Here is a 21,028-nt window from a genome sequence, read left to right as displayed (position 1 = left end):
TCTTAAAAAAATGAAGATTATCATCTTAATGTTTGTATTCATTGCATCTTGCGGCTATGGCCTTGCCCAAGAATCGATGTTGTGCGTCGGTCATTATTGGACGGAAGACGAGGGCAACCAAATGCTAAAGGAGTTCGCTACAGAATGGAATGACCGCGCCTCATGGGAGGCAAGGGCCGCCAAGATTAAAAAAGGGATCTTAGAGGGAATGCAATTTGATAAAATGCCTAATATCGAAGGGAATTTCAATGCCATTATTCGAAATAAACATGAAATGGACGGATACATCGTCGAGAATATCGCCATTGAAAGTTTCCCAGGCTTCTATATTACCGGAAATCTATACCGACCAGCTTCGGAGGACGGAACATATGCCGCTATTCTTTCGCCCCACGGGCACCTCAAAGACAAACGGTTTACGGAAGATATACAGAAAAGGGCAGCTACAATGGCCCGGATGGGTGCCGTGGTTTTCGCCTATGATATGATTGGATATGCCGAAAGTAAGCAGGTAGACCACAAAATGCCCATCGCTCTACTGCTTCAAACCTACAATAGCAAACGGGTATTAGACTATTTGTTATCTAGATCAGACGTCGATCCGGAACGCATCGGTATGACAGGAGGTTCAGGAGGAGGCACCCAGACCTTCGTACTAACAGCAATCGACGACCGTATTAAAGTGGCTGCTCCGGTTGTACAGGTATCTGCACACTTTTTTGGTGGCTGCGTATGTGAAAGCGGCATGCCTATACATAAAAGTGCCAGCCACCAAACCAACAATGTGGAGGTGGCCGCCCTATGTGCGCCCAGACCTATGATTATCGTTTCCGATGGAGCGGACTGGACCCGTAATACGCCCCGGGTAGAATATCCATATATCCAAAAAGTATATGCACTTTACAATGGGGAGAACAGGGTCGAGAATGTGCATCTGCCTTTGGAAAAACATGATTATGGGTATTCAAAAAGATCTGCGGTCTATAATTTTTTTGGTCATCATCTTGACCTCAACATGGGCAGTATTCCTTACGATGAAGGTTATAAAGAAGATTTTGTGACCGTCTTGCCCCGAAAGGAATTGGAAGTTTTCACCGAAGAAGAACCCATGCCGAAGAATGTCTTACAAGGCAATAGTGCCGTCATTAATTATCTAAAAATAAGATTGTAACGACATATTACTGGGGCGAAGTAATAGACCTCAGAATGTCAACCCTTCCAGAGCCGAAATGGTCTCATCAAGGTCTTGATAGCTCAAAGCATCGTTTAAAAAGTAACTTTCGAAAGCACTAGGAGGCAGGTATATCCCCTTATCGAGCATGCCGTGAAAATACTTTTTGAACATGTCGTTATTTCCCTTAGCAGATGATTCAAAATCGGTTACAGGTTCTTCGGTAAAATGCAACGAAATCATGCTTCCGAATCGGTTGATATGATAAGGGATGCCCTTTTTATTTAGAACCTCATCAAAGCTATCGTGCAAATAGGCGGTTTTTTTCGCTAGGCTATCGAAAATTTCCGGGCGTTGGTCCAGTTCACTTAACATTGCGAGTCCCGCAGCCATGGCCAAAGGGTTTCCGCTAAGGGTACCCGCTTGGTACACGGGGCCCTCAGGCGCTAAATGAGTCATGATTTCCGAGCGGGCCGCAAAGGCACCTACGGGCAGGCCTCCTCCGATCACCTTTCCAAAGCAGAGTATATCGGCATCGATATTAAGAGCTTCCTGGGCCCCTCCCCTACCCAATCTAAAACCAGTCATGACCTCATCAAAAATGAGCAGTATATTTTCTTGTGTACAGATGTTGCGTAGCCCGTTTATAAACTCGTTCGATGGAATAATACATCCCATATTTCCAGCAACAGGTTCTATGATTACGGCAGCGATTTCATCTTTATTGGCCGCAACGATTTGATGAACACTTTCCAAATCATTGTAACGCGCCAATAAGGTATCTTTGGCCGTCCCTTGGGTAACACCCGGACTGTTCGGGCTGCCAAAAGTAACCGCGCCACTTCCCGCTTGAATCAAAAACGAATCGGAATGCCCGTGATAGCAGCCTGAAAATTTAATGATCTTATCTTTGCCGGTATATCCTCTTGCTAAGCGAACAGCGCTCATACAAGCCTCAGTACCGCTGTTGACGAAACGTATCTTATCGATGTTCGGAACCATTGACACCGCCAAACGTGCCAGTTCCGTTTCTATCTGCGTAGGCATTCCGAAGGAAGTGCCCTTCTTTGCCTTATCGATGACTGCATTGATAACGGGCTCGTAGGCGTGACCCAAGATCAGAGGACCCCATGATGCAATATAATCAATAAGACGATTACCATCTTCGTCATATAGATAGGCACCACTGGCATGTTTTACAAAAATGGGATCGCCCCCAACAGCTTTAAAAGCACGTACAGGAGAATTCACACCACCAGGAATATATTTTTGGGCCTCTTTAAAAAGGGCACTACTTCTTTGGTATAGCATGTTCAATTAAAGTTTTGGGTCTTAACGGTAAGTTCTTGCCCCACTGAAATATGACTATCATACATATAGTTCCACCGCATGAGGTCATCTACAGAAACCGAATATCTCTTGGAAATGGAATAAAGGGTATCTCCCTGCTTGACCGTATGGGTGCTGACAAGCGGGCTACTGGCCATAACCACATTTTTTTGAGGGCTACGACCATACCCCTTAGTGGCTACAGCTTCGTCAAATTTATGCAATTGATAGCGTTCAATAAGACCAATCAACTTTTGAGGATAATGCCTATCGGTGGCATAACCCGCCTTTCTCAAGCCTTTGGCCCAAGCCTTGTAATCATCATTGGGCAAATCGAAAAGAAACGCATAACGCGAGCGACCCGACAAGAAAATACTATGGTCGCGGTAGGAATACATGGGATGGTTATATTTTCGAAAACACTCTCCTTTTTCATCATCATCGTGAAAATCATATTCTCCTTGCCATCCAGTATGGCATTTGATACCAAAATGATTGTTGGTTTTGAGGGCTAGGGCACCTTTTCCAAAACCACTTTCCAAAAGACCCTGGGCCAAGGTTATACTGGCTGGTATGCCATAGGCCTTCATCTCCAATTGTGCGATTTCGGAAAAAACTTCGATGTATTCTTGAGGGCTCTCTATAGCCAATCGCACAAATTTACCGGTGTCCTTTGGCATGGTATAGGAGTCGCCCACCTCATGGGTAGATTTACTTTTAACTACCGTCACCGTTTCAGAACTACTAGCATAGTTCTCCCTGTTATTGTTATTGGAAACGGTACGTTTGGTCTTACAACCTATCAAAACTATACCCAAAAGAAAAAGCAACCCGATTTGTCTCGTCATATGCGTAACAATGATATATTTTTCAATTTCAACTTAGCGTTCATTCCTTTAATACCCTGCAACCCACCAGTATGAATCGCCAGTATTTTTGTGTTGGAAGGGAAAAAGTCCTTTTTGATCAAGTCTATAATTCCGAACATCATCTTACCGGTATAAATGGGATCTAATGGGATTTGGGTCTCTGAAAAGAAATTATTCATGAATTCGACCAGTCCAACATCTACCTTTGCATACCCCCCAAAGTGATAATCATTGACAAGTTCCCAATTATCCTTTTGGGCAAATTTACAAATATCTTCTGTTAAAAAACCACCCTTTAGCGCAGGAAAGCCTAAAACCCTTTGCCCGGGGTTGGCACTATTTATGATTCCGGCAAGAGTGCCCCCGGTTCCGACAGGACAGCAGATGAAATCGAATTTGGTATCACCTGGTGCTAAAATTTCTTCACAACCCTTTACTGCCAGTTCATTGGTGCCCCCTTCAGGCAACAGGTAAAAAAGTCCAAAATCACGTTCCAATTCTTGATGCATGGCTTTATGAGACTTCTTTCTATAGTCTTCCCTTGATAGAAATTTAAAACGCATACCATCTTTTGCGGCCTGCCCCAGGGTCGGGTTTTCCTTCCAACGATCAACAAGTTCTTCCCCACGAATAACACCCACTGTATGAAATCCGTGTATCTTACCTGCGTGGGCCGTAGCCGCAATATGATTGGAAAAAGCCCCTCCAAAAGTTAGTACCGTTTTACAACCCTGCTGCTTTGCTTGCAACAAATTGTACTTGAGCTTTCTCAATTTATTTCCTGAAATAATGGGGTGGAGAGTGTCTTCCCTTTTTATGGAAAGTAGAATATTCTTATCCGTGATAGGCTTTAGTTCAATAGGCTCGTTTGTAGATTGTACTTCCATAACCTCTACCCTAGTTCGATCATGATCCGTCACGGCACAATTTCAGATACATGGAGGAAAAAGACCTTTTTTGACAAAAGTAATACTCAAAAATACTTTATGAAACTAAAGGGCTTGCGTTCCTTCAAATAAGCAAGATTCTTTTCATTGTTATAGGCCTCTTTTTCAAAGCTCATATTTTGGTAGGCCTTGTAAGTATCAAAATATAGCATGCATCGAACGACCCATTCCATAAAATAGAAGATATAAAAGAATACGATCAACAATTCTTGTTGTTGTCTTAAATGAATCCTTTCGTGGTTGATGAGTACGATATCTTCTTTTAAATCATTATTTTTTAAGAAGATAAAGGGCCATAGCGATAGCCCTACGTAATTTTTATAAAAGAAATGTTTAAAGACTAAGATCATACGCATAGGGTTAAACGGGCATGAATAAAGTTAATTGTTTATTTGCCCTTTTATTCGATAACACACCTATCGCTTTTGCATTGTTATTTTTCGTTGAATACACGTGAAACACCTATTAAATGTACATTATTTTGGTATCTTTTGCTATAAAGAGCAAACACTTTGTTCACTTTGAAATAAATCAAGATACCAGATTCTTTTAAGGGCAAATGGTCCATCAATATAGAATCAATCATTTAAATTGCAATTAGGAAATAAGAAATTCTGCCAATGACTAAAATATTCCCCTTAGAAGAAGGCGACTTCTACCTTTCGAAAGAGGGGTACAAAGTTTTCACCGAACAATATCATTTGAAAAGAGGTTATTGCTGCGAAAGCGGTTGTAGACACTGCCCCTACGGCTATAACACTAAAACCAATTCACGATAGAGAGATGGGCATTCGGCATGGTTTTTGAGTCTATTTTTTAAAGCAAAAATTGTTAACTCCCATAAAAATACTTGTTATGAAAAAAATTAAAATACTTACGCTACCCTTATTGGCACTGCTCGTTTTGAGTTCTTGCACTTCTGTACGTGTACTATCAGACTATGATAAAGAAGCGGACTTCAATACGTACAAGTCATACGCCTTTTATAAAACAGGTATCGATAAGGCTCAAATTTCAGATTTGGACAAAAAACGAATTCTTCGGGCCATAGAAACAGAAATGTCTAAACGAGGTTTCGTGAAGTCTGAAAATCCTGATTTATTGGTCGCCATTTTCACCAAAGAAAAAGAAGAAGTGGATATCTACAATAACAACTTCGGTTGGGGTTGGGGCGGCTGGGGCTGGGGACCAGGCTTTGGTTGGGGCTGGGGCCCAGGCTGGGGCGGCAGTCAGGTGAGCACTCGAACCGAAGGTTCACTATATATCGATTTGGTCGATGCCAAAACCAGAGAGTTGGTATGGCAAGGCAAAGGAGTGGGAAATCTAGGCAACATTAATAATATTCAAAAGAAAGAAGAACGAATTCGTGAATTCGTTTCAGAAATATTAATGCAATATCCGCCCAACACGGTAGCAGTAAGATAAAATTCCTCTCAACGGGAGCTAGTAACTTAGACTCGGTATATTACCGGCATTATTTTAAGGTGTGCTAGAGCTACTAAGCTCTAGCACACCTTACTTTTATAACGGGTCTCTCCCCACTCTTTAAAAACGGTACACTTACCCCCTGAACTATTTGCTACAATCAATTTTGTATCTTTAGAAAAGCCATCTCAAAGGAACTCTCTAGCATTCAAAACTGTCATGTCATACGAAAGCAATCCCGTTCTAGATAGACTACCAAATCACTTGCGCCAGTATATAAAGCCACAGGACTACAGTCTATATTCGGCCATTGACCAGGCAGTTTGGCGTTACGTGATGCGAAAAAATGTGAGCCATTTAAAAGGCATAGCACATAATTCATATCTAGAAGGGCTACGAAAAACCGGTATTTCCATAGCACATATTCCTAACATGTACGGCATGAACCGTATTCTTAAGGAAATCGGCTGGGCCGCTGTTGCCGTTGACGGTTTTATTCCACCATCGGCATTTATGGAATTTCAGGCATATAACGTGCTTGTCATTGCTTCAGAAATACGTCAATTAGAGCACATCGAATACACTCCGGCACCTGATATCATACACGAAGGTGCAGGTCATGCCCCTATTATCGCAAACCCCGAATATGCCGAATATTTACGCCGATTTGGTGAAATCGGCTCAAAAGCCATTTCCAATGCCAAAGATTTTGAGCTTTATGAAGCCGTTAGACGACTTTCGATTTTCAAGGAATCTGTAGACACCCCTTTAGAAGATATCAATAAGGCAGAGGAGCATGTTGAGGAACTGCAACGCACTATGGGCGAACCCAGCGAAATCGCACTAATAAGGAACCTACACTGGTGGACCGTTGAGTATGGATTGATCGGTACCGTTAAAAACCTGAAAATATACGGAGCTGGCCTACTCTCTTCCATCGGTGAAAGTGTATGGTGCATGACCGATAAGGTAAAAAAACTGCCCTATAGTCTAGAAGCAGCCTATACCCCATTCGATATTACACGACCACAGCCCCAACTATTCGTAACTCCGGATTTTGCCTATCTAAACCAAGTTTTAGAAGAATTTGCCGACACCATGGCTTTACGAAAAGGGGGATTGATCGGTATTCAAAAACTTATTGAGTCTAAGGAACTGGGCACCATAGAACTGACCACTGGACTACAGATATCCGGGAATTTTGAGCAGGTTATTGCACACGATGGCCATCCTGTTTATTTTCAGACCAAGGGCAATACCGCTCTTTCCTACCGAGAAAAAGAGTTGATCGGGCATGGTATTGACATGCATGCTAAAGGCTTTGGATCACCCTTAGGGAAGTTAAAGGGTATCAACATCGCTATTGAGCATATGAGCCCAAGAGACTTAAAAGCCTACAATATTTACGAAGGGCAAACCATCACCTTAGAATTTGAGGGTGACATAAAAGTTTCGGGAACAATATTAACGGGCACCCGTAATCTTAGAGGAGAAATCATTCTGGTCACTTTTACTAATTGTAGGGTAACCTATGGCAACAGAATACTCTATCAATCCAAGAACGAACCGTACCATATGGCCGTAGGAGAAAGAATAGTTTCCGCCTTCAACGGACCGGCAGATATAAATAGTTTTGACTTGGTTGCCCATCGTACCTCATCAAGCTTAAAAAAACCTTCCCTTTCGGTGAGCCAATCAAAACTAGTACAATACTACGAGCAAATTAGGCATTATCGAGAAGGTAAGAACACCACAATTTCAAGACATAAAGTCTTTGAGGAATTAAAACTCAATTACCCTGACGACTGGCTTCTTTCGGTCGAACTATATGAACTGGCAATGACCAATAACGATACCGAATTTGGAAAAGAAATACGCATGCATCTCGAAACCGTTAAGCATAAAAAACCAGAAGTAGGACACCTCATAGATAAAGGCCTACAACTGGTAGATAACAATTTGATACCTAAACTATAAAATTAATCCTTACAAAAAATCATGAACAAACTACTCCCAGCTTTGACCCTTGCATTTGTGGCACAGATTACCTTAGCACAAGGGCAACCTAATTACGATGAGAGTGAGGTACCTGAACTCGAATTAACCGACCTGTTGACGTTCAACGGAAAAAAGGTGAGTACCCCAAAAGATTGGAACGAGAACAGACGACCTGAACTGTATAGGTTCTTTGAGCAACATGAATACGGCCAGGTACCCGGTGTACTGGATTCTATTTCTTTTAATAGGGTCGAAAGTGATGACAAGGCACTTAACGGTACCGCTTTACGCAAGCAAGTAGTCGTGAGCCTCTTCAAAAATGACAAAAGTCTCAGCTTCACAATTCTTATGTACCTGCCCAAAAATGCATCGGCAGTTCCGATATTTCTAGGTTATAATTTCTATGGAAATCACACGGTCACCGAAGATCCCAACGTGATTATATCCAAAGCATGGGCAAGGAACAATAAGGCTTTCGATATAAGCGATAATACGCTCACCGAAAATTCGCGAGGGGTTCGAACAAGCCGCTGGTCAATTCAGAAGATGATCGATTCCGGATTCGGATTCGCTACCATCTATTACGGAGAAATCGATCCCGACAAGAATGATCTTACGGACGGCATTCACCAACTATTTTATCAGCAAGACCAACAGCACCCGAAACCCAACGAATGGGGCAGTATCTCCGCATGGGCATTTGGTCTCAGTCGGGCATTGGATTATTTGGAAACCGATAAAGATATAGATGCCTCAAAAGTTATTGCTTTCGGCCATTCACGCCTGGGTAAAGTGTCTCTGTGGGCAGCAGCGTCGGACCAACGGTTCGCGGGTGCCATCAGTAACGATTCAGGATGTGGGGGTGCAGCTTTGTCAAAGCGAAAATTCGGGGAAACGGTAGGTCGGATCAACACTTCTTTTCCGCATTGGTTTTCAGATAATTTCAAGAAATACAACAATAAGGAAGAAGACTTGCCCGTTGACCAACATGGCCTATTGGCACTGATAGCACCCCGTCCTCTATATGTGGCAAGTGCTGAAGATGATCAGTGGGCAGACCCAAAGGGAGAATTTCTATCCACCTACTATGCCACCCCTGTCTACGACCTATTTGATAAAAAAGGGATACCCAGCGATAAAATGCCCGAGATTCATCGCCCCATTCACCATACCATCGGGTATCATATACGTAGTGGCAAGCACGACGTTACAGACTACGATTGGTCACAATATATCGCTTGGGCCAAAGCCCAAATTGAGAAATAACAGGCGTAGAGATAGCTATATACCGATAAGAATTCAATCCGTAGAAGTTTGCAGTACTTTATCCCAATTGTTTACCGGTTCCTCGTTGTATACTAAAGTCCACCCCATGGAGTTCGTCAAAATATAAAATTTCTGAAGTTCACTTAACAGCCGGTTTTGAGCATTTTTCTTTAACGAAGAGGCATCCACTTTTTTCATCAAAGAAGAGGTTACATTGTTCTTGATCTTGTTATAGTCAGAAGCATCAAACATGTTAAGATAGTCTGAAGACACATCGTAATATTCAAAATCGGGATTGATCTTGACCTCGGGATCTGGAATACCATTGATTTTTAACGTTCGCGATGCTTCATCGACCTCAAAATCGATCTCACTTAAATCATAAGCAATAGTAACCTCAGCGTTCACAACGACCAAAGCCTTTTTTTGAGCGGATATGAATGGGCCAAATAACATTTTAGAGTCCTTATAATTATAGACCTCCGAAAAGTGTCCTTCGGTAACGATAAGTTTCGACACATTGTCAATTTGTTGTTGAATAAGCATGGAGTTTTCTTGGAGGATAGACTTCTCTTCGTTGCCATTCGTACAAGAACGAAAAACAAGAACCAATGCCAGGGTTACGACCGCACCGACCAGAACTTTCTTCATGCCTTGAAGTTACGATAGAAAATACAACTGTAGTATAAGACCATTCAAATTTGATGGTTTTAGTTTTTCGACCTATCCTTCGAAATTCATGAAAGGATAGGACTGACGGAGTTTCTCGATTTTGGTTTGAAGTAATTTTTTAAAATTCAAATGTGCCTCAGAATCCCCATGGAAGGGGCGATGGCCTAGTCCTTTTTGAATGGTGTCGATTTCATCCATCACCGAAAAGACACTTGGGGAGATCCACGCAAGTTTGAACCGTTCCCACACATAATCGATAGCCAGTGTACTCGGGTGTACCATATCGGAATCATAAAAGCGATAGTCACGCAATTCATCCATCAGAAGTTCGTAGGATGGAAAGTACACGGCAGAATTGATATTTTCATTTTCAATCACTTCATGTACGGCAGTGATCAAATGAGCCTTACTACGCTGGTTTTCAACAAAACCGTCTTTTAAGTGACGAACAGGGGACACGGTGAAAATAAACTTTGCCCGGTCGTTCAAGCCGTGTACCTGATTTACAATATTCTTTAAACTGTCGACAATAGTATCCACAGAAAGAAGTTCTTTCGAAAACTCCTTTTGAGGCACTTTATGACAATTGGCCACTATTTGTTGTGATGCCACATGCGTATAGACCCAAGCGGTTCCCAAGGTTATGATGACATGGGTCGCCTGTTCAAGCTGTAGGCGGGTAGCCCTTACGTTTTGATCGAGCCGCCTGAGGAGCTGTTCTTTTGACACCTCACCTATACTGGAATGGGCTTCGAAAGTTTGCCACCTTGCATTCATTAAGAAAATGTCTTTGTCACTGTAATGGCTATTCTGAACCGCCCTAGTTATCAAATTTTCAATGGCCACGGGATGGAACAGTATCCCTAAAGGATTTTGAAAGCTCCGAAACTTGAAATGTGCCAACTTTTTCCCTATGTTCTCAGAAAAGCAAGACCCTACTACAAAGACCCTACTGTCGTAATCGATCGGGCATGTAGCTTTAATCTGTGGAATTCGGGTCTGTAATTTCATGATTATACTTGGTCGTATCTTCCCCTATATTCAATACTGGGCAAACCTCTTTGATGGCCAAGGGCCTTATGGACACTACAGATAACTTTCTGCTTGGGCGAGTGCTTCTTGAATCCCCGATGGATTTTTGCCCCCTGCGGTGGCGAAGAAAGGCTGTCCACCGCCTCCGCCTTGAATGTATTTTCCAAGTTCCCTAACGATAGCGCCGGCATTAAGCCCCTTCTCCTCCACTACATTTTTAGAGATATAACAGGAAAGTAGCGCTTTACCGTTCTGTTCACTTGCAAAAAGTAGAAATAGGTTCTCTTTGTTACTGCCCATTTCAAAGCATAGGTCTTTGATACCACCTGCATCTAAATCTACTTTCTTTGCCAAGAACAGGACTCCGTTTCTATCTTCAAGTTCGGATTGTAATTCGTTTTTCAAGCCCTTGGCCTTATCCCGGAGCAAACGCTCGACTTCTTTTTTCAGCTTGGTATTTTCATCTTGTAGGCCCGACAAGGCCTTCACAGGATCTTGTGCATTGTTCAACAGGCCTTTCAATTCGGAAAGCATCTTACTGTTCTCGTTAAAGAAATCTTTCACCGCGTCGGAAGTTATGGCCTCGATACGCCTAATACCCGACGCGACCGCACTTTCAGAGCGAATCTTGAAATGCCAGATATCCGCAGTATTTTTTACATGCGTCCCCCCACAAAGCTCGATAGACTGACCAAAGCGTACTGTTCGCACCGCGTCACCGTACTTCTCCCCGAAAAGGGCCATGGCTCCTTCGTTCAAGGCCTCTTTTAAAGGAACCTTCCTCTTTTCAATAAAATCAAGCCCTCCTGCAATCCGTGCGTTGACAAAATTCTCAACCTGCTGCAACTCTTCAGGAGTCATTTTGGCAAAGTGTGAAAAATCGAACCTTAGATATTTTGAATGCACCGCGGAGCCCTTTTGCTCGACATGAGGCCCTAAGACCTCTCGCAGCCCCTGATGCAAAAGATGAGTAGCCGTATGGTTGGCTTCGGTTCGTTGGCGTTGTTTTTTATCGACCATGGCCCTAAACGTTTCATCAATTCGCTTCGGAAGATTTTTGGTAAAGTGAACGATTTCATTGTTCTCCCTCTTTGTGTCCATAATATAGACCACATCGCCGTTCGATGCTTCGAGGTATCCCTTATCGCCTACCTGCCCGCCGCCTTCCGCGTAGAAGGGGGTCAAATTAAATACCAGTTGATATTGTTCCCCGGATTTCTTGGAAGTGACTTTTCGGTACTTGACCAGTTGAACGTCGGCCTCCAACACATCGTATCCTATAAATTCTTGTTCCACATCATCTCGGAGTATGACCCAATCTTCCTTGGCTATTTCCGAAGCCTTTTTTGACCGTTTTTTTTGTTCCTGCATGGCGGCTTCGAATCCTTTATGATCCAAAGAAAGTCCTTTTTCAGACAAAATTAAAGCAGTCAAATCGATGGGGAAACCGTACGTATCGTATAATTCAAAGGCCTTTCTACCATCTACCTCACTACCTGACGTATTTGAGATCACTTGATCTAGAAGTACCAGACCTTGCTCGAGGGTATTAAGAAAGGAATGTTCTTCTTCCTTTATAACATTCTCTATCAATTGCTTTTGGTCTTTCAACTCGGGAAAGGTTTCGCCCATAGTTTCTGTCAGTGCCCCTACCAGCCTGAACATAAAAGGGCTCTTTGTTTCCAGAAATGTGAATCCGTAGCGAATGGCCCGACGCAGAATTCTTCTGATTACGTATCCTGCTCCTGTATTACTAGGTAATTGTCCATCAGCAATCGAAAAGGCAACGGCCCGAATATGATCGGCTATTACCCTTATTGCGATATCGACGGCTTCATTTTCACCATAGTTACCATTGGTAATAGTCTCGATTTCGCGGATAATAGGACGAAAGATATCGGTGTCATAATTTGATCGAACACCCTGCAGTACCATGCACAAACGCTCAAACCCCATACCCGTATCGACATGTTTAGCGGGCAGTGCTTCCAGCTGCCCGGTGGCCTTTCGGTTATATTGAACAAAGACAAGGTTCCATATCTCTACGACCAAAGGATGATCTTGGTTCACCAACGAAGCCCCGGGCACCTTAGCCTTATCTTCATCGGAACGAAGGTCTACATGTATTTCGGAAGAAGGCCCACAGGGCCCCTGATTGCCCATCTCCCAAAAATTATCCTTTTTATTGCCCATAATGATCCGGTCTTCCGGTACAATGGCCTTCCAAAAATCGTAGGCCTCCTTATCCATTTCGAGCGTATCGGTATCATCACTACCTTTAAACACGGAAACATAAAGACTTTTGGCGTCGATTTTGAAAACGTCGGTCAAAAGCTCCCAGGCCCATTGAATAGCCTCTTTCTTAAAATAACCCACCGAAGGGCGGGAGGGATCGCCGAAGCTCCAATTGCCGAGCATTTCGAACATGGTGTGATGATAGGTATCCTTTCCTACTTCTTCAAGATCATTGTGTTTGCCGCTTACTCGGAGACACTTTTGGGTATCGACCACTCGTGAATTCTTCGCTGCCGTATTTCCTAAAAAGTATTCCTTGAACTGGTTCATACCGGCGTTGGTGAACATCAAGGTAGGGTCGTCTTTAATGACCATGGGGGCAGACGGAACAATCGTATGACCTTTGTCTTTAAAAAAATTCAGAAATTGTGCTCTGATATGCTTTGAAGTCATAGAAAATTATAAGGTTTTGTAAATTTCAACGTTTTAAAGGAAACAATCTTTATATTTGTTCTTAGCGTCAAAACTCAACAAAAATAGGATAAAATACGTTCATGTCTAAGGTAAAGTACTATTACGATCCCGATACACTATCGTATCGAAAGATAGAGCCGAAGAAATCGCGTCGCTATCGTAATATCGCCTTTTTCGTTTTAGGTTCATTCCTCTTTGGTCTCATGTCTTTGATACTTCTGCTGAATACTAATCTCATCAATACCCCAAGAGAGCTTTCCCTGCAGCGTGAGGTTAAAAATTACGAACTTCAATTCGATCTTTTGAACCGAAAAATGGGGCAAATCGAAGAGGTATTGGCCAACATTGAAGACCGCGACAATAACATATACCGATTATATTTCGAAGCCAATCCGATTCCAGAAGAACAGCGCCGCGCCGGTTTTGGTGGTGTAAACCGGTATAAGTCCCTTGAAGGTTTCAACAATTCCGAAATGATCATCACCACTACCAAACGGCTTGATATCATTAAAAAGCAAATGGCTATCCAATCAAGGTCATTGGACGAGATCACCAAACTGGCCGAGGAAAAAGAAAAACTACTAATGGCCATACCGGCCATTCAACCGGTAAACAATGAGAATTTAAGACGGATGGCGTCTGGGTACGGTTGGCGTTCCGATCCTTTTACCAAAGCCCGTAAGATGCACAGGGGCATGGATTTTTCGGCGCCTAAGGGTACGCCTATCTATGCACCGGGAGACGGTAAGGTAATTCGCGCCGACAATGGTGCTTCGGGCTATGGGAAGCACATTCGCATTGACCATGGTTATGGCTACAAGACCCTTTACGGACATCTCAGCAAGTACAATGTGAAAAGAGGGCAAACGGTAAAACGCGGTGACCTTATCGGTTTTGTTGGTAATACGGGCCGGTCGGAAGCACCCCATCTTCATTATGAGGTGTGGAAAGACGAGGAACGTATCAATCCGATCAATTTCTATTATGGCAGTTTGACCGCAAAAGAATTCGAGAATATGCTGAAATATGCCGCACAAGAAAACCAATCATTAGATTAATGCAAATAGAACTTCCTGAAAAACGGTACTATGGCATTGGCGAAGTAGCTAAGGCATTTGACGTGAACACGTCATTGATTCGATTTTGGGAAAAAGAGTTCGATGCCCTTAAACCGAAAAAAAACGCAAAGGGCAATCGAAAATTCACCCCTCAAGATATTGAAAACCTGAAACTTATCTACCACTTGGTCAAAGAGCGTGGGTTTACCTTAGAGGGCGCAAAAATCCATCTTAGGGAAAATCGGCAAAAGGCTCTTTCCAATTTTGAGATCATCGACAAATTGGAACATATAAAGACCGAACTCATAAAAATCAAGGAGCAACTGTAACTTTTTAGAACTACCGTTGTCTAATATTTTGTTCCTGGTTACTACAAACGATCATAATAACCTTAACTATATTTAATCTCAAAAACACAAGCAAATGAAAAAAGGAATAATTGTACTCATTGTACTTGGGGTCATTATTTTTGGCCTTTACCAATGGGCGGTCGGTTTCAACAATACCGCGGTTGAACTACAGGCCGATGCCAAAACGGCCTGGTCGAACGTTGAAAGTGCCTATCAACGAAGGAATGACCTTATTGGCAACTTGGTCAAGACCGTACAAGGAGCAGCCGATTTTGAACGGGGTACGTTGACCGATGTGATAGAAGCCCGCGCAAAAGCCACTTCGACCACTGTAAACGCCGACAACCTAACTCCCGAAAACTTGGCGGCCTTTCAAGAGGCCCAGACAGGACTCAGCGGTGCCCTTAGCAAATTGATGGTAGTGGTAGAACGCTATCCTGAACTAAAAGCCAATCAGAATTTTTTAGAACTACAATCACAATTGGAAGGCACTGAAAACCGAATCAACGTGGCACGCGATCGGTTCAACGAAAAGGTCAACCTTTACGATATACATACCACCAAATTCCCGGGTAAACTTTTGGCCGGCCTTTTCGGTTTCGAAGAAATGGCCAGATACAAGGCCGATGCCGGCTCTGAAAATGCTCCTGATGTAGAATTCAATTTTAATTGATAGAATAGATGTCGCGCGTAGAAGACTTTTTGACTGCCGACGAAGAACAAGAAATTGTTCAAGCCATTCGTGCCGCCGAAAAGAACACTTCTGGTGAAATTCGCGTACATATCGAGCCGCATACCCGATTAGAGACCATGGAACGGGCCAAAGAGGTTTTCCATATTTTAAAAATGGATAACACCAAGGAAGAAAACGGGGTGCTGATCTATGTCGCGGTCAACGATCAAAAGTTTGCCATTTGTGGGGATCGGGGGATTGATAGGGTCGTTCCTAAAGATTTTTGGCACTCTACCAGGAACGCCATCCAGACCCAATTTGAAAAAGGAAGGTTCAAACAAGGGCTAATCAACGGTATTTTAGAGGCAGGAAGGGAATTGAAAGTCCATTTTCCCTGGCAGCACGATGACAAAAACGAATTAAGCGATGAAATATCTAAAGGATAGTTTACTTGTCGCCTTATGCTGTTGCTTTGGCATCGTTCATGCCCAATTCGAGATTCCCGGGAAGCCTTCAGAACAGACCAGTGTTTACGACTACATCGATTTGCTTTCGGACGGTCAGGAAAAGGCTTTGGAACAGAAACTGATCCGTTATTCAGACAGTACATCGACTCAAATTGTTATAGCGATCATAAGTTCTACCGAAGGAGAGAACATCAATTATTTGGGGGCGCAATGGGGTCAGAAATGGGGAATCGGCCAAGAGGGTAAGGACAACGGAATTTTAGTGCTTTTAGCTCGTGACGATCGCAGAATTGCCATTAACACGGGGTACGGGGTAGAAGGGAGCCTAACCGATGCCCTTTCGCGCCGTATAATCGAAAATATCATCCTTCCACAATTCAGGCAAGACAATTATTACGCCGGTCTCAGTGATGGTGCCGACGCTATTTTTAAAGTGCTTAATGGGGAGTTTAAGGAAGATCGCACCTTGAATGACGGTCAGGGTTTTCCACTGGCCCCTTTGCTTCCGTTTATTATTTTCATTGTCATATTGATCATACTATCCAGACGAAATAGACGAGGAGGTGGCGGTAGCGGTGGTAAGTCTAGGGGACTTGATATTTGGGATATGATCATTCTTAGCAATATGGGCAGAAGCAGCGGCTCAGGCGGATTCGGTAGTGGTGGCTTCGGCGGCGGTTCCGGTGGTGGTTTCGGCGGCGGTTTTGGCGGTGGCGGCTTCGGTGGCGGTGGTGCCTCCGGAGGATGGTAATATTAGCTCTTTTCCTTGAAAATACGAACGAACTACCTGCGGAATCGGTTCCCTAATCCCTTCTTTCCTCCGAACTGGTCAAACTTATATGTAAAACTTCCCATAAAATAACGCCGTAGGACAGTTCCCTGAAAATCCTGTATAAAGTCTTCGCCCGTAGTTCTCCGTGTATTGATATTTTGGTTCAACAAATCAAAAGAGGATATTTTCAAAGTCGCTTTTTTCTTCAAAACTTCCATTCCGATACTGGTGTTCCAAAAAATAGAGCTCTTGTCAAAACCGGGCCCCACATTACCGTTGTAGTTGTAACTGATGTCGTTTTCCCAAATTAGGTTCTCGGGCCAATAGGTAGTTGTTCTTAACCCAAGGCGATGCGAAATAAAATCGACATCTCCAATATTTGGGTTGCTAAAGGTAGTGTTGTTGACCGAAAAGGTGTATTCCGGTTCGATTTCAAACAACTCTTTGTAGTTAAAGGTTATTCGAACCCTAGGGTTTACAGTAAAGTTTTTAGAAACCAGTTCCACTCCGTTCGAAATACCTACGACCCTATTTAGGTTCATATAGGGCCGTATACTAAATTTTAGGGTATAGGCACTATCTTTTTTGATCTGTTTGGAATATTCCATGCCGCTATAGGCTGAATAGTTACCATCTACATTTCGGTAGGTCGTGGTGCGAATAAAATTATCATCTGTCGTCGTTACACTTGAAACCCTATTCTTCCTGAAATTAACACCGGAGTAAATAAAAAAACCAGTGCGTTCCCTCCAATTAAAATTATTGTAGTTCAGATATATATTTCGGTTCACCCCAGGCTCTAGGTTTGGATTCCCAACGATGATGTTCAGGGGGTCATTGATAATCGCGACCGGTTGCAATTGGGAAAAGGATGGAATATCCAAATCGGAATTGAAATAGAGTCCTAAACGTTTATTGTTACCGAAGTTATAGTTCAAATACCCGTTATAAAGCCAGGTATGGTATTTTCTTGACAAATCGACATTCCTAAAAAGCTCTGTACCTTCTAACCGGGTGATCATATATCGTGATGAAATGCTAGCGTTTAATTTTTCACCTTGGTGCCGTATTCCCAAAGTGGGGGAATTCTGCATGGTACCCAACTCGAATTGAGAGCTCAGATCTTCATTGAACATCGTATACCTTTCTGTATTTCGATCAAGTTCGAATACATCGCGCTTATTTTTAACCGTTTTATCCGAAAAATTATACTCTGCCGTTAGCAAAAGCTTCTTAGTCAACGGATGGGTATAACTCAATTCAATTCGGTAGTTGTCATCCGCCCCTTTGACTTCCGTTTGTTGGTCGAAAAGCTCCACTGTGGTTTCCTCGCCAAATACTTCCTGTTCAGAGTTTAGAATTCCCTCGGAGCGATTCTCGGTATTCTCGTTAGAAAAGCTAAAACGCAATAGCCTTCCCATTGTATCGAGCTTTTTCATCACGTCAAACCTATTGCTGAACCTTCGCTGGGTACTGTTGTTTCGGTCGATACGGTCGTTGCGATTGACCAAGTTGCCCGCTTCATCCGAGGTCTCTGTCTCATTACTGCGTGTCTGGTTAGCACTGTTGACACTTAAGGATGGATTTATAAAAATTTTCAATGTTTTATCGATATCGTAATCCATTTGAAAAGATCCTTGGTGCGATGTCGTATTTCCCAAGAAATCAGAGGTGTTATCGGTAAAAAAACGGCGATCGGGCAAAATATTTTCCCTAGTCGTTTTTTCATTGTTCACAGACTCGCTATCGGAAAAAAAGTAATTGCTGTTGATTTTGAACCGATTCTTTATTTCATTGGCATAGCTTGCTCCCAAAGTAGACGAGGTCGTAATGCCTTCCCCAAATCCAAAGGAAATTCCATTCACGGAAAAAGATCCGTTAGAGCTCCAGCTCGAATTTCCTCGAACTCCTCCCATCATGTCACGGATTTCGTCAAACGAAAAACCGGTATTATTGATATTATTGGCACTGGCCAAAATGCTGACCCGTTCTTTGTCATTAAAATAATTCAAAAGCCCATTCGCTTGGTATCGATCTTCAGTGCCATAGCCGGCTCCGACCCTACCCACATATCCCTTATTCTTATCTTCTTTTAGCGTAAGGTTTATCGTCTTGCTTTCGCCATTACCCGCTTCACCGCTAAATTCTTGCGCCCGTGTCTTTGTGTCGCTTATCTGTATTTTACTGATGATTTCTTTGGGCAAGCTCTTGGTGGCCACTTTCGGATCGGTGCTAAAAAAGACTTGTCCGTTGACCTTTACCTGACTAACCTCTTTACCGTTTACGGTGATATTGCCATCGCTATCGACCTCGACCCCGGGCAATTTTTTCAGCACATCTTCGACCGTGGCATCGGGTCGGGTCTTAAAAGAATCGGCATTGAACTCCAAGGTGTCTTTTTTGACCGTGATCGGCACTCTTTCCCCGACCACGTTCACCTCCTCGAGCTCTTCTGCCTGTTCTTCAAGTTGAACGGTCCCTAAATTCACCGTCGGCTTCAAATCGATTTTCATCTTAAGGGTCTTGTAGCCATTGTAAGAAAAGTAGATATTAAGTTCTTTAAGGCCGGTACGGTCCTGAAGCTCGAAAAAGCCCGTATTGTTGGTAATCGTATAGGCTACGAGCGCACTGTCCTTTAGGGATTCGGCATATACCGTCGTGGCTTCCAAGGGCTGCTTTGACGTTGCATCGACCACTGAACCGGTAATTTTAAATTCTTGGGACCAGGAAATAGTACAAAAAATAAGGGAAAAAAAGGAGGCTAGAAGAAATCGTGGCATGGGCAGTTTGGTTTTATTGACGCCTAAAATACAAATCAACTAAAATTTTAGTTGATAATTAACAAAAGTTTATGTCTTGTCCATACATAAGAAAAATATATTTTGAAATGGAGAGGCTGATCGATAATTCTTGTAGCACCAACTTAGAAAGAAGAATTTTGTCTACCGAAGAACCCTACTTTTTACGCATGAAAACAGTTACAGGAACTCCGGTAAAATTAAAGTTTTCCCGTAGCTTATTTTCCAGGAATCGTTTGTATGGGTCTCGTACATATTGTGGTAGATTACAAAAAAATGCAAATTGCGGATAAGGGGTCGGCAATTGTGTCACATATTTTATTTTGACGTACTTGTCTTTGTATGCGGGGGGCGGGGTTTGCTGAATAATCGGCAGCATCACATCGTTCAACTTACGGGTCTTGATTTTCTTTGAACGATTTTGGTATACTTCGACCGCCGTTTCGATAGCCTTGAAGATACGTTGTTTGGTCAATGCCGAAATAAAAATAATAGGCACATCTACGAAGGGTTCCATTGCCTGTTTAATACGTTGGGTGTACTGTTTTATGGTATTGGTCTCCTTGTCTTCGACCAAATCCCATTTGTTGACCAATATTACAACCCCCTTATTGTTCCGTTGGGCCAACCAGAAAATGTTCTCTACCTGCCCGTCGAAACCTCGGGTAGCATCGAAAAGCACCAAACACACGTCACTATGTTCGATGGCACGAACGGACCGCATTACGGAGTAAAATTCAAGATTCTCCTTGACCTTGGCTTTACGACGGATTCCTGCGGTATCGACCAAGTTGAATTCGAATCCGAATCGGTTGTATTTGGTATCGATACTATCCCTTGTCGTACCGGCGATATCGGTTACGATATAGCGCTCCTCTCCAATCAGGGCATTGATAAAAGAAGATTTACCGGCATTAGGCCTACCGACCACTGCAAATCTAGGCAATTGGTTATCTTGATTCTCTTTCTCAGGTAGCACCTCGACCAAGGCATCGAGCAATTCTCCCGTACCGCTGCCGTTGATACTTGAGAGGGTATAATATTCTCCCAATCCCAAGGCATAGAACTCCACGGCATCTTCGGCCCTCTTCGCGTTGTCTACTTTATTAATGGCCAAAAAAACCGGTTTTTTGACTCGCCGTAGTAGCTTTGCCACATCTTCGTCCATACCCGTTACGCCCGTCTCTACGTCTACCATAAAAATGATAGCATCGGCCTCATCTATCGCCAACTCTACCTGTTTATCGATTTGTTGTTCAAATACATCATCACTGCCCACGACGTAACCTCCAGTATCTATTAATGAAAACTCTTTTCCGTTCCAATCGCTTTTTCCGTAATGACGATCCCGGGTCACACCGCTAACCGCATCAACAATAGCTTCACGCCTCTGGATCAACCGGTTAAAGAACGTGGATTTTCCAACATTCGGTCTTCCAACAATGGCTACAATAGCACTCATTTGTATCTAATTTGCGACAAAAGTACTACT

At 43.0% G+C, this 21,028-nt stretch carries 19 protein-coding genes; 10 read left to right on the top strand and 9 right to left on the bottom strand.

The features are described from left to right. Positions 1-10: 10 nt before the first annotated feature. Positions 11-1,171: an acetylxylan esterase gene (locus F2B13_RS19650; protein WP_149304933.1), complete on the top strand. Its 1,161-nt coding sequence runs from the start codon at positions 11-13 to the stop codon at positions 1,169-1,171. A 30-nt stretch (positions 1,172-1,201) separates the two neighbouring features. On the opposite strand, the gene hemL is transcribed toward F2B13_RS19650, so the two are convergent. From hemL to F2B13_RS19630, 4 genes are all read right to left on the bottom strand, one after another. Then, positions 1,202-2,482 carry a glutamate-1-semialdehyde 2,1-aminomutase gene (gene hemL, locus F2B13_RS19645; RefSeq protein ID WP_149304932.1) on the bottom strand — a complete coding sequence of 427 codons (1,281 nt, stop codon included), beginning with the start codon at positions 2,480-2,482 and terminating at the stop codon, positions 1,202-1,204. 2 nt (positions 2,483-2,484) lie between these two features. Next, entirely contained in the window at positions 2,485-3,348 is an 864-nt protein-coding gene (locus tag F2B13_RS19640; protein ID WP_149304931.1) for a glucosaminidase domain-containing protein, read from the bottom strand. Next, on the bottom strand, positions 3,345-4,256 hold the full coding sequence (locus F2B13_RS19635; protein ID WP_149304930.1) for a 1-aminocyclopropane-1-carboxylate deaminase/D-cysteine desulfhydrase: 912 nt from the start codon (positions 4,254-4,256) through the stop codon (positions 3,345-3,347). The genes F2B13_RS19640 and F2B13_RS19635 overlap by 4 nt, the downstream gene beginning before the upstream one ends. 86 nt (positions 4,257-4,342) lie before the next feature. Next, positions 4,343-4,666, bottom strand: a complete 324-nt coding sequence (locus F2B13_RS19630) for a hypothetical protein (RefSeq protein ID WP_149304929.1) — start codon at positions 4,664-4,666, stop codon at positions 4,343-4,345. Positions 4,667-4,936: 270 nt separating this feature from the next. On the opposite strand from F2B13_RS19630, the gene F2B13_RS20545 reads away from it, so the two are divergent. The 4 genes from F2B13_RS20545 to F2B13_RS19615 all read left to right on the top strand — a co-directional run bounded on the left by F2B13_RS20545 (position 4,937) and on the right by F2B13_RS19615 (position 9,005). After that, positions 4,937-5,095 (top strand): DUF5522 domain-containing protein, encoded by a 159-nt coding sequence (locus F2B13_RS20545; protein WP_198439906.1) that lies wholly within the window; start codon positions 4,937-4,939, stop codon positions 5,093-5,095. A 76-nt stretch (positions 5,096-5,171) separates the two neighbouring features. Continuing rightward, the gene (locus F2B13_RS19625; RefSeq protein WP_149304928.1) at positions 5,172-5,741 is read left to right on the top strand and encodes a DUF4136 domain-containing protein; all 570 of its coding nucleotides are present in this window, start codon (positions 5,172-5,174) and stop codon (positions 5,739-5,741) included. A 219-nt stretch (positions 5,742-5,960) separates the two neighbouring features. Beyond that, positions 5,961-7,718 (top strand): aromatic amino acid hydroxylase, encoded by a 1,758-nt coding sequence (locus F2B13_RS19620; protein WP_149277625.1) that lies wholly within the window; start codon positions 5,961-5,963, stop codon positions 7,716-7,718. A gap of 21 nt (positions 7,719-7,739) precedes the next feature. Beyond that, entirely contained in the window at positions 7,740-9,005 is a 1,266-nt protein-coding gene (locus tag F2B13_RS19615; protein WP_232623082.1) for a glucuronyl esterase domain-containing protein, read from the top strand. A gap of 33 nt (positions 9,006-9,038) precedes the next feature. Here F2B13_RS19615 and F2B13_RS19610 read toward each other — a convergent pair whose 3' ends face one another. From F2B13_RS19610 to alaS, 3 genes are all read right to left on the bottom strand, one after another. Continuing rightward, positions 9,039-9,656 (bottom strand): DUF4230 domain-containing protein, encoded by a 618-nt coding sequence (locus F2B13_RS19610; protein ID WP_149277626.1) that lies wholly within the window; start codon positions 9,654-9,656, stop codon positions 9,039-9,041. A gap of 72 nt (positions 9,657-9,728) precedes the next feature. Further along, entirely contained in the window at positions 9,729-10,688 is a 960-nt protein-coding gene (locus tag F2B13_RS19605; RefSeq protein ID WP_149304927.1) for a GSCFA domain-containing protein, read from the bottom strand. Between the two features lie 75 nt (positions 10,689-10,763). Then, positions 10,764-13,397: an alanine--tRNA ligase gene (gene alaS, locus F2B13_RS19600; protein WP_149304926.1), complete on the bottom strand. Its 2,634-nt coding sequence runs from the start codon at positions 13,395-13,397 to the stop codon at positions 10,764-10,766. A gap of 101 nt (positions 13,398-13,498) precedes the next feature. Here alaS and F2B13_RS19595 point away from each other — a divergent pair, with 101 nt between their 5' ends. The 5 genes from F2B13_RS19595 (at position 13,499) to F2B13_RS19575 (ending at position 16,717) form a co-directional block, all read left to right on the top strand. Continuing rightward, positions 13,499-14,476: a M23 family metallopeptidase gene (locus F2B13_RS19595; protein ID WP_149277629.1), complete on the top strand. Its 978-nt coding sequence runs from the start codon at positions 13,499-13,501 to the stop codon at positions 14,474-14,476. Further along, the gene (locus tag F2B13_RS19590) at positions 14,476-14,805 is read left to right on the top strand and encodes a MerR family transcriptional regulator (RefSeq protein WP_149277630.1); all 330 of its coding nucleotides are present in this window, start codon (positions 14,476-14,478) and stop codon (positions 14,803-14,805) included. Before F2B13_RS19595 ends, F2B13_RS19590 begins: the two co-directional genes overlap by 1 nt. A 94-nt stretch (positions 14,806-14,899) precedes the next feature. Beyond that, entirely contained in the window at positions 14,900-15,499 is a 600-nt protein-coding gene (locus tag F2B13_RS19585) for a LemA family protein (RefSeq protein ID WP_149277631.1), read from the top strand. A gap of 8 nt (positions 15,500-15,507) precedes the next feature. Beyond that, positions 15,508-15,945: a TPM domain-containing protein gene (locus F2B13_RS19580; protein ID WP_149277632.1), complete on the top strand. Its 438-nt coding sequence runs from the start codon at positions 15,508-15,510 to the stop codon at positions 15,943-15,945. After that, positions 15,926-16,717: a TPM domain-containing protein gene (locus F2B13_RS19575; RefSeq protein WP_149304925.1), complete on the top strand. Its 792-nt coding sequence runs from the start codon at positions 15,926-15,928 to the stop codon at positions 16,715-16,717. Before F2B13_RS19580 ends, F2B13_RS19575 begins: the two co-directional genes overlap by 20 nt. A gap of 32 nt (positions 16,718-16,749) precedes the next feature. Here F2B13_RS19575 and F2B13_RS19570 read toward each other — a convergent pair whose 3' ends face one another. Together F2B13_RS19570 and der are read right to left on the bottom strand one after the other, a co-directional pair. Further along, positions 16,750-19,518, bottom strand: a complete 2,769-nt coding sequence (locus F2B13_RS19570) for an outer membrane beta-barrel protein (RefSeq protein WP_149304924.1) — start codon at positions 19,516-19,518, stop codon at positions 16,750-16,752. A gap of 175 nt (positions 19,519-19,693) precedes the next feature. Beyond that, a complete protein-coding gene (gene der, locus F2B13_RS19565) occupies positions 19,694-20,998 on the bottom strand; it encodes a ribosome biogenesis GTPase Der (RefSeq protein WP_149277635.1) in 1,305 nt (434 codons plus the stop codon). Between the last annotated feature and the right edge of the window lie 30 nt (positions 20,999-21,028).

This window comes from Pareuzebyella sediminis (assembly GCF_008367235.1).
GTDB lineage: Bacteria > Bacteroidota > Bacteroidia > Flavobacteriales > Flavobacteriaceae > Pareuzebyella > Pareuzebyella sediminis.
Note: the sequence above shows the minus strand (reverse complement) of the source record. Positions and strands in the feature narration are given on the sequence as shown.

What these genes read in the sequence shown, in the direction of transcription:
- F2B13_RS19650 (WP_149304933.1), top strand. Translation starts at nt 11, where the DNA reads ATGAAGATTATCATCTTAATGTTTGTATTCATTGCATCTTGCGGCTAT.
- F2B13_RS19630 (WP_149304929.1), bottom strand. Translation starts at nt 4,666, where the DNA reads ATGATCTTAGTCTTTAAACATTTCTTTTATAAAAATTACGTAGGGCTA.
- F2B13_RS19585 (WP_149277631.1), top strand. Translation starts at nt 14,900, where the DNA reads ATGAAAAAAGGAATAATTGTACTCATTGTACTTGGGGTCATTATTTTT.
- der (WP_149277635.1), bottom strand. Translation starts at nt 20,998, where the DNA reads ATGAGTGCTATTGTAGCCATTGTTGGAAGACCGAATGTTGGAAAATCC.
- hemL (WP_149304932.1), bottom strand. Translation starts at nt 2,482, where the DNA reads ATGCTATACCAAAGAAGTAGTGCCCTTTTTAAAGAGGCCCAAAAATAT.
- F2B13_RS19595 (WP_149277629.1), top strand. Translation starts at nt 13,499, where the DNA reads ATGTCTAAGGTAAAGTACTATTACGATCCCGATACACTATCGTATCGA.
- F2B13_RS19580 (WP_149277632.1), top strand. Translation starts at nt 15,508, where the DNA reads ATGTCGCGCGTAGAAGACTTTTTGACTGCCGACGAAGAACAAGAAATT.
- F2B13_RS20545 (WP_198439906.1), top strand. Translation starts at nt 4,937, where the DNA reads ATGACTAAAATATTCCCCTTAGAAGAAGGCGACTTCTACCTTTCGAAA.
- F2B13_RS19615 (WP_232623082.1), top strand. Translation starts at nt 7,740, where the DNA reads ATGAACAAACTACTCCCAGCTTTGACCCTTGCATTTGTGGCACAGATT.
- F2B13_RS19640 (WP_149304931.1), bottom strand. Translation starts at nt 3,348, where the DNA reads ATGACGAGACAAATCGGGTTGCTTTTTCTTTTGGGTATAGTTTTGATA.
- F2B13_RS19570 (WP_149304924.1), bottom strand. Translation starts at nt 19,518, where the DNA reads ATGCCACGATTTCTTCTAGCCTCCTTTTTTTCCCTTATTTTTTGTACT.
- F2B13_RS19610 (WP_149277626.1), bottom strand. Translation starts at nt 9,656, where the DNA reads ATGAAGAAAGTTCTGGTCGGTGCGGTCGTAACCCTGGCATTGGTTCTT.
- F2B13_RS19635 (WP_149304930.1), bottom strand. Translation starts at nt 4,256, where the DNA reads ATGGAAGTACAATCTACAAACGAGCCTATTGAACTAAAGCCTATCACG.
- F2B13_RS19625 (WP_149304928.1), top strand. Translation starts at nt 5,172, where the DNA reads ATGAAAAAAATTAAAATACTTACGCTACCCTTATTGGCACTGCTCGTT.
- F2B13_RS19620 (WP_149277625.1), top strand. Translation starts at nt 5,961, where the DNA reads ATGTCATACGAAAGCAATCCCGTTCTAGATAGACTACCAAATCACTTG.
- F2B13_RS19605 (WP_149304927.1), bottom strand. Translation starts at nt 10,688, where the DNA reads ATGAAATTACAGACCCGAATTCCACAGATTAAAGCTACATGCCCGATC.
- alaS (WP_149304926.1), bottom strand. Translation starts at nt 13,397, where the DNA reads ATGACTTCAAAGCATATCAGAGCACAATTTCTGAATTTTTTTAAAGAC.
- F2B13_RS19575 (WP_149304925.1), top strand. Translation starts at nt 15,926, where the DNA reads ATGAAATATCTAAAGGATAGTTTACTTGTCGCCTTATGCTGTTGCTTT.
- F2B13_RS19590 (WP_149277630.1), top strand. Translation starts at nt 14,476, where the DNA reads ATGCAAATAGAACTTCCTGAAAAACGGTACTATGGCATTGGCGAAGTA.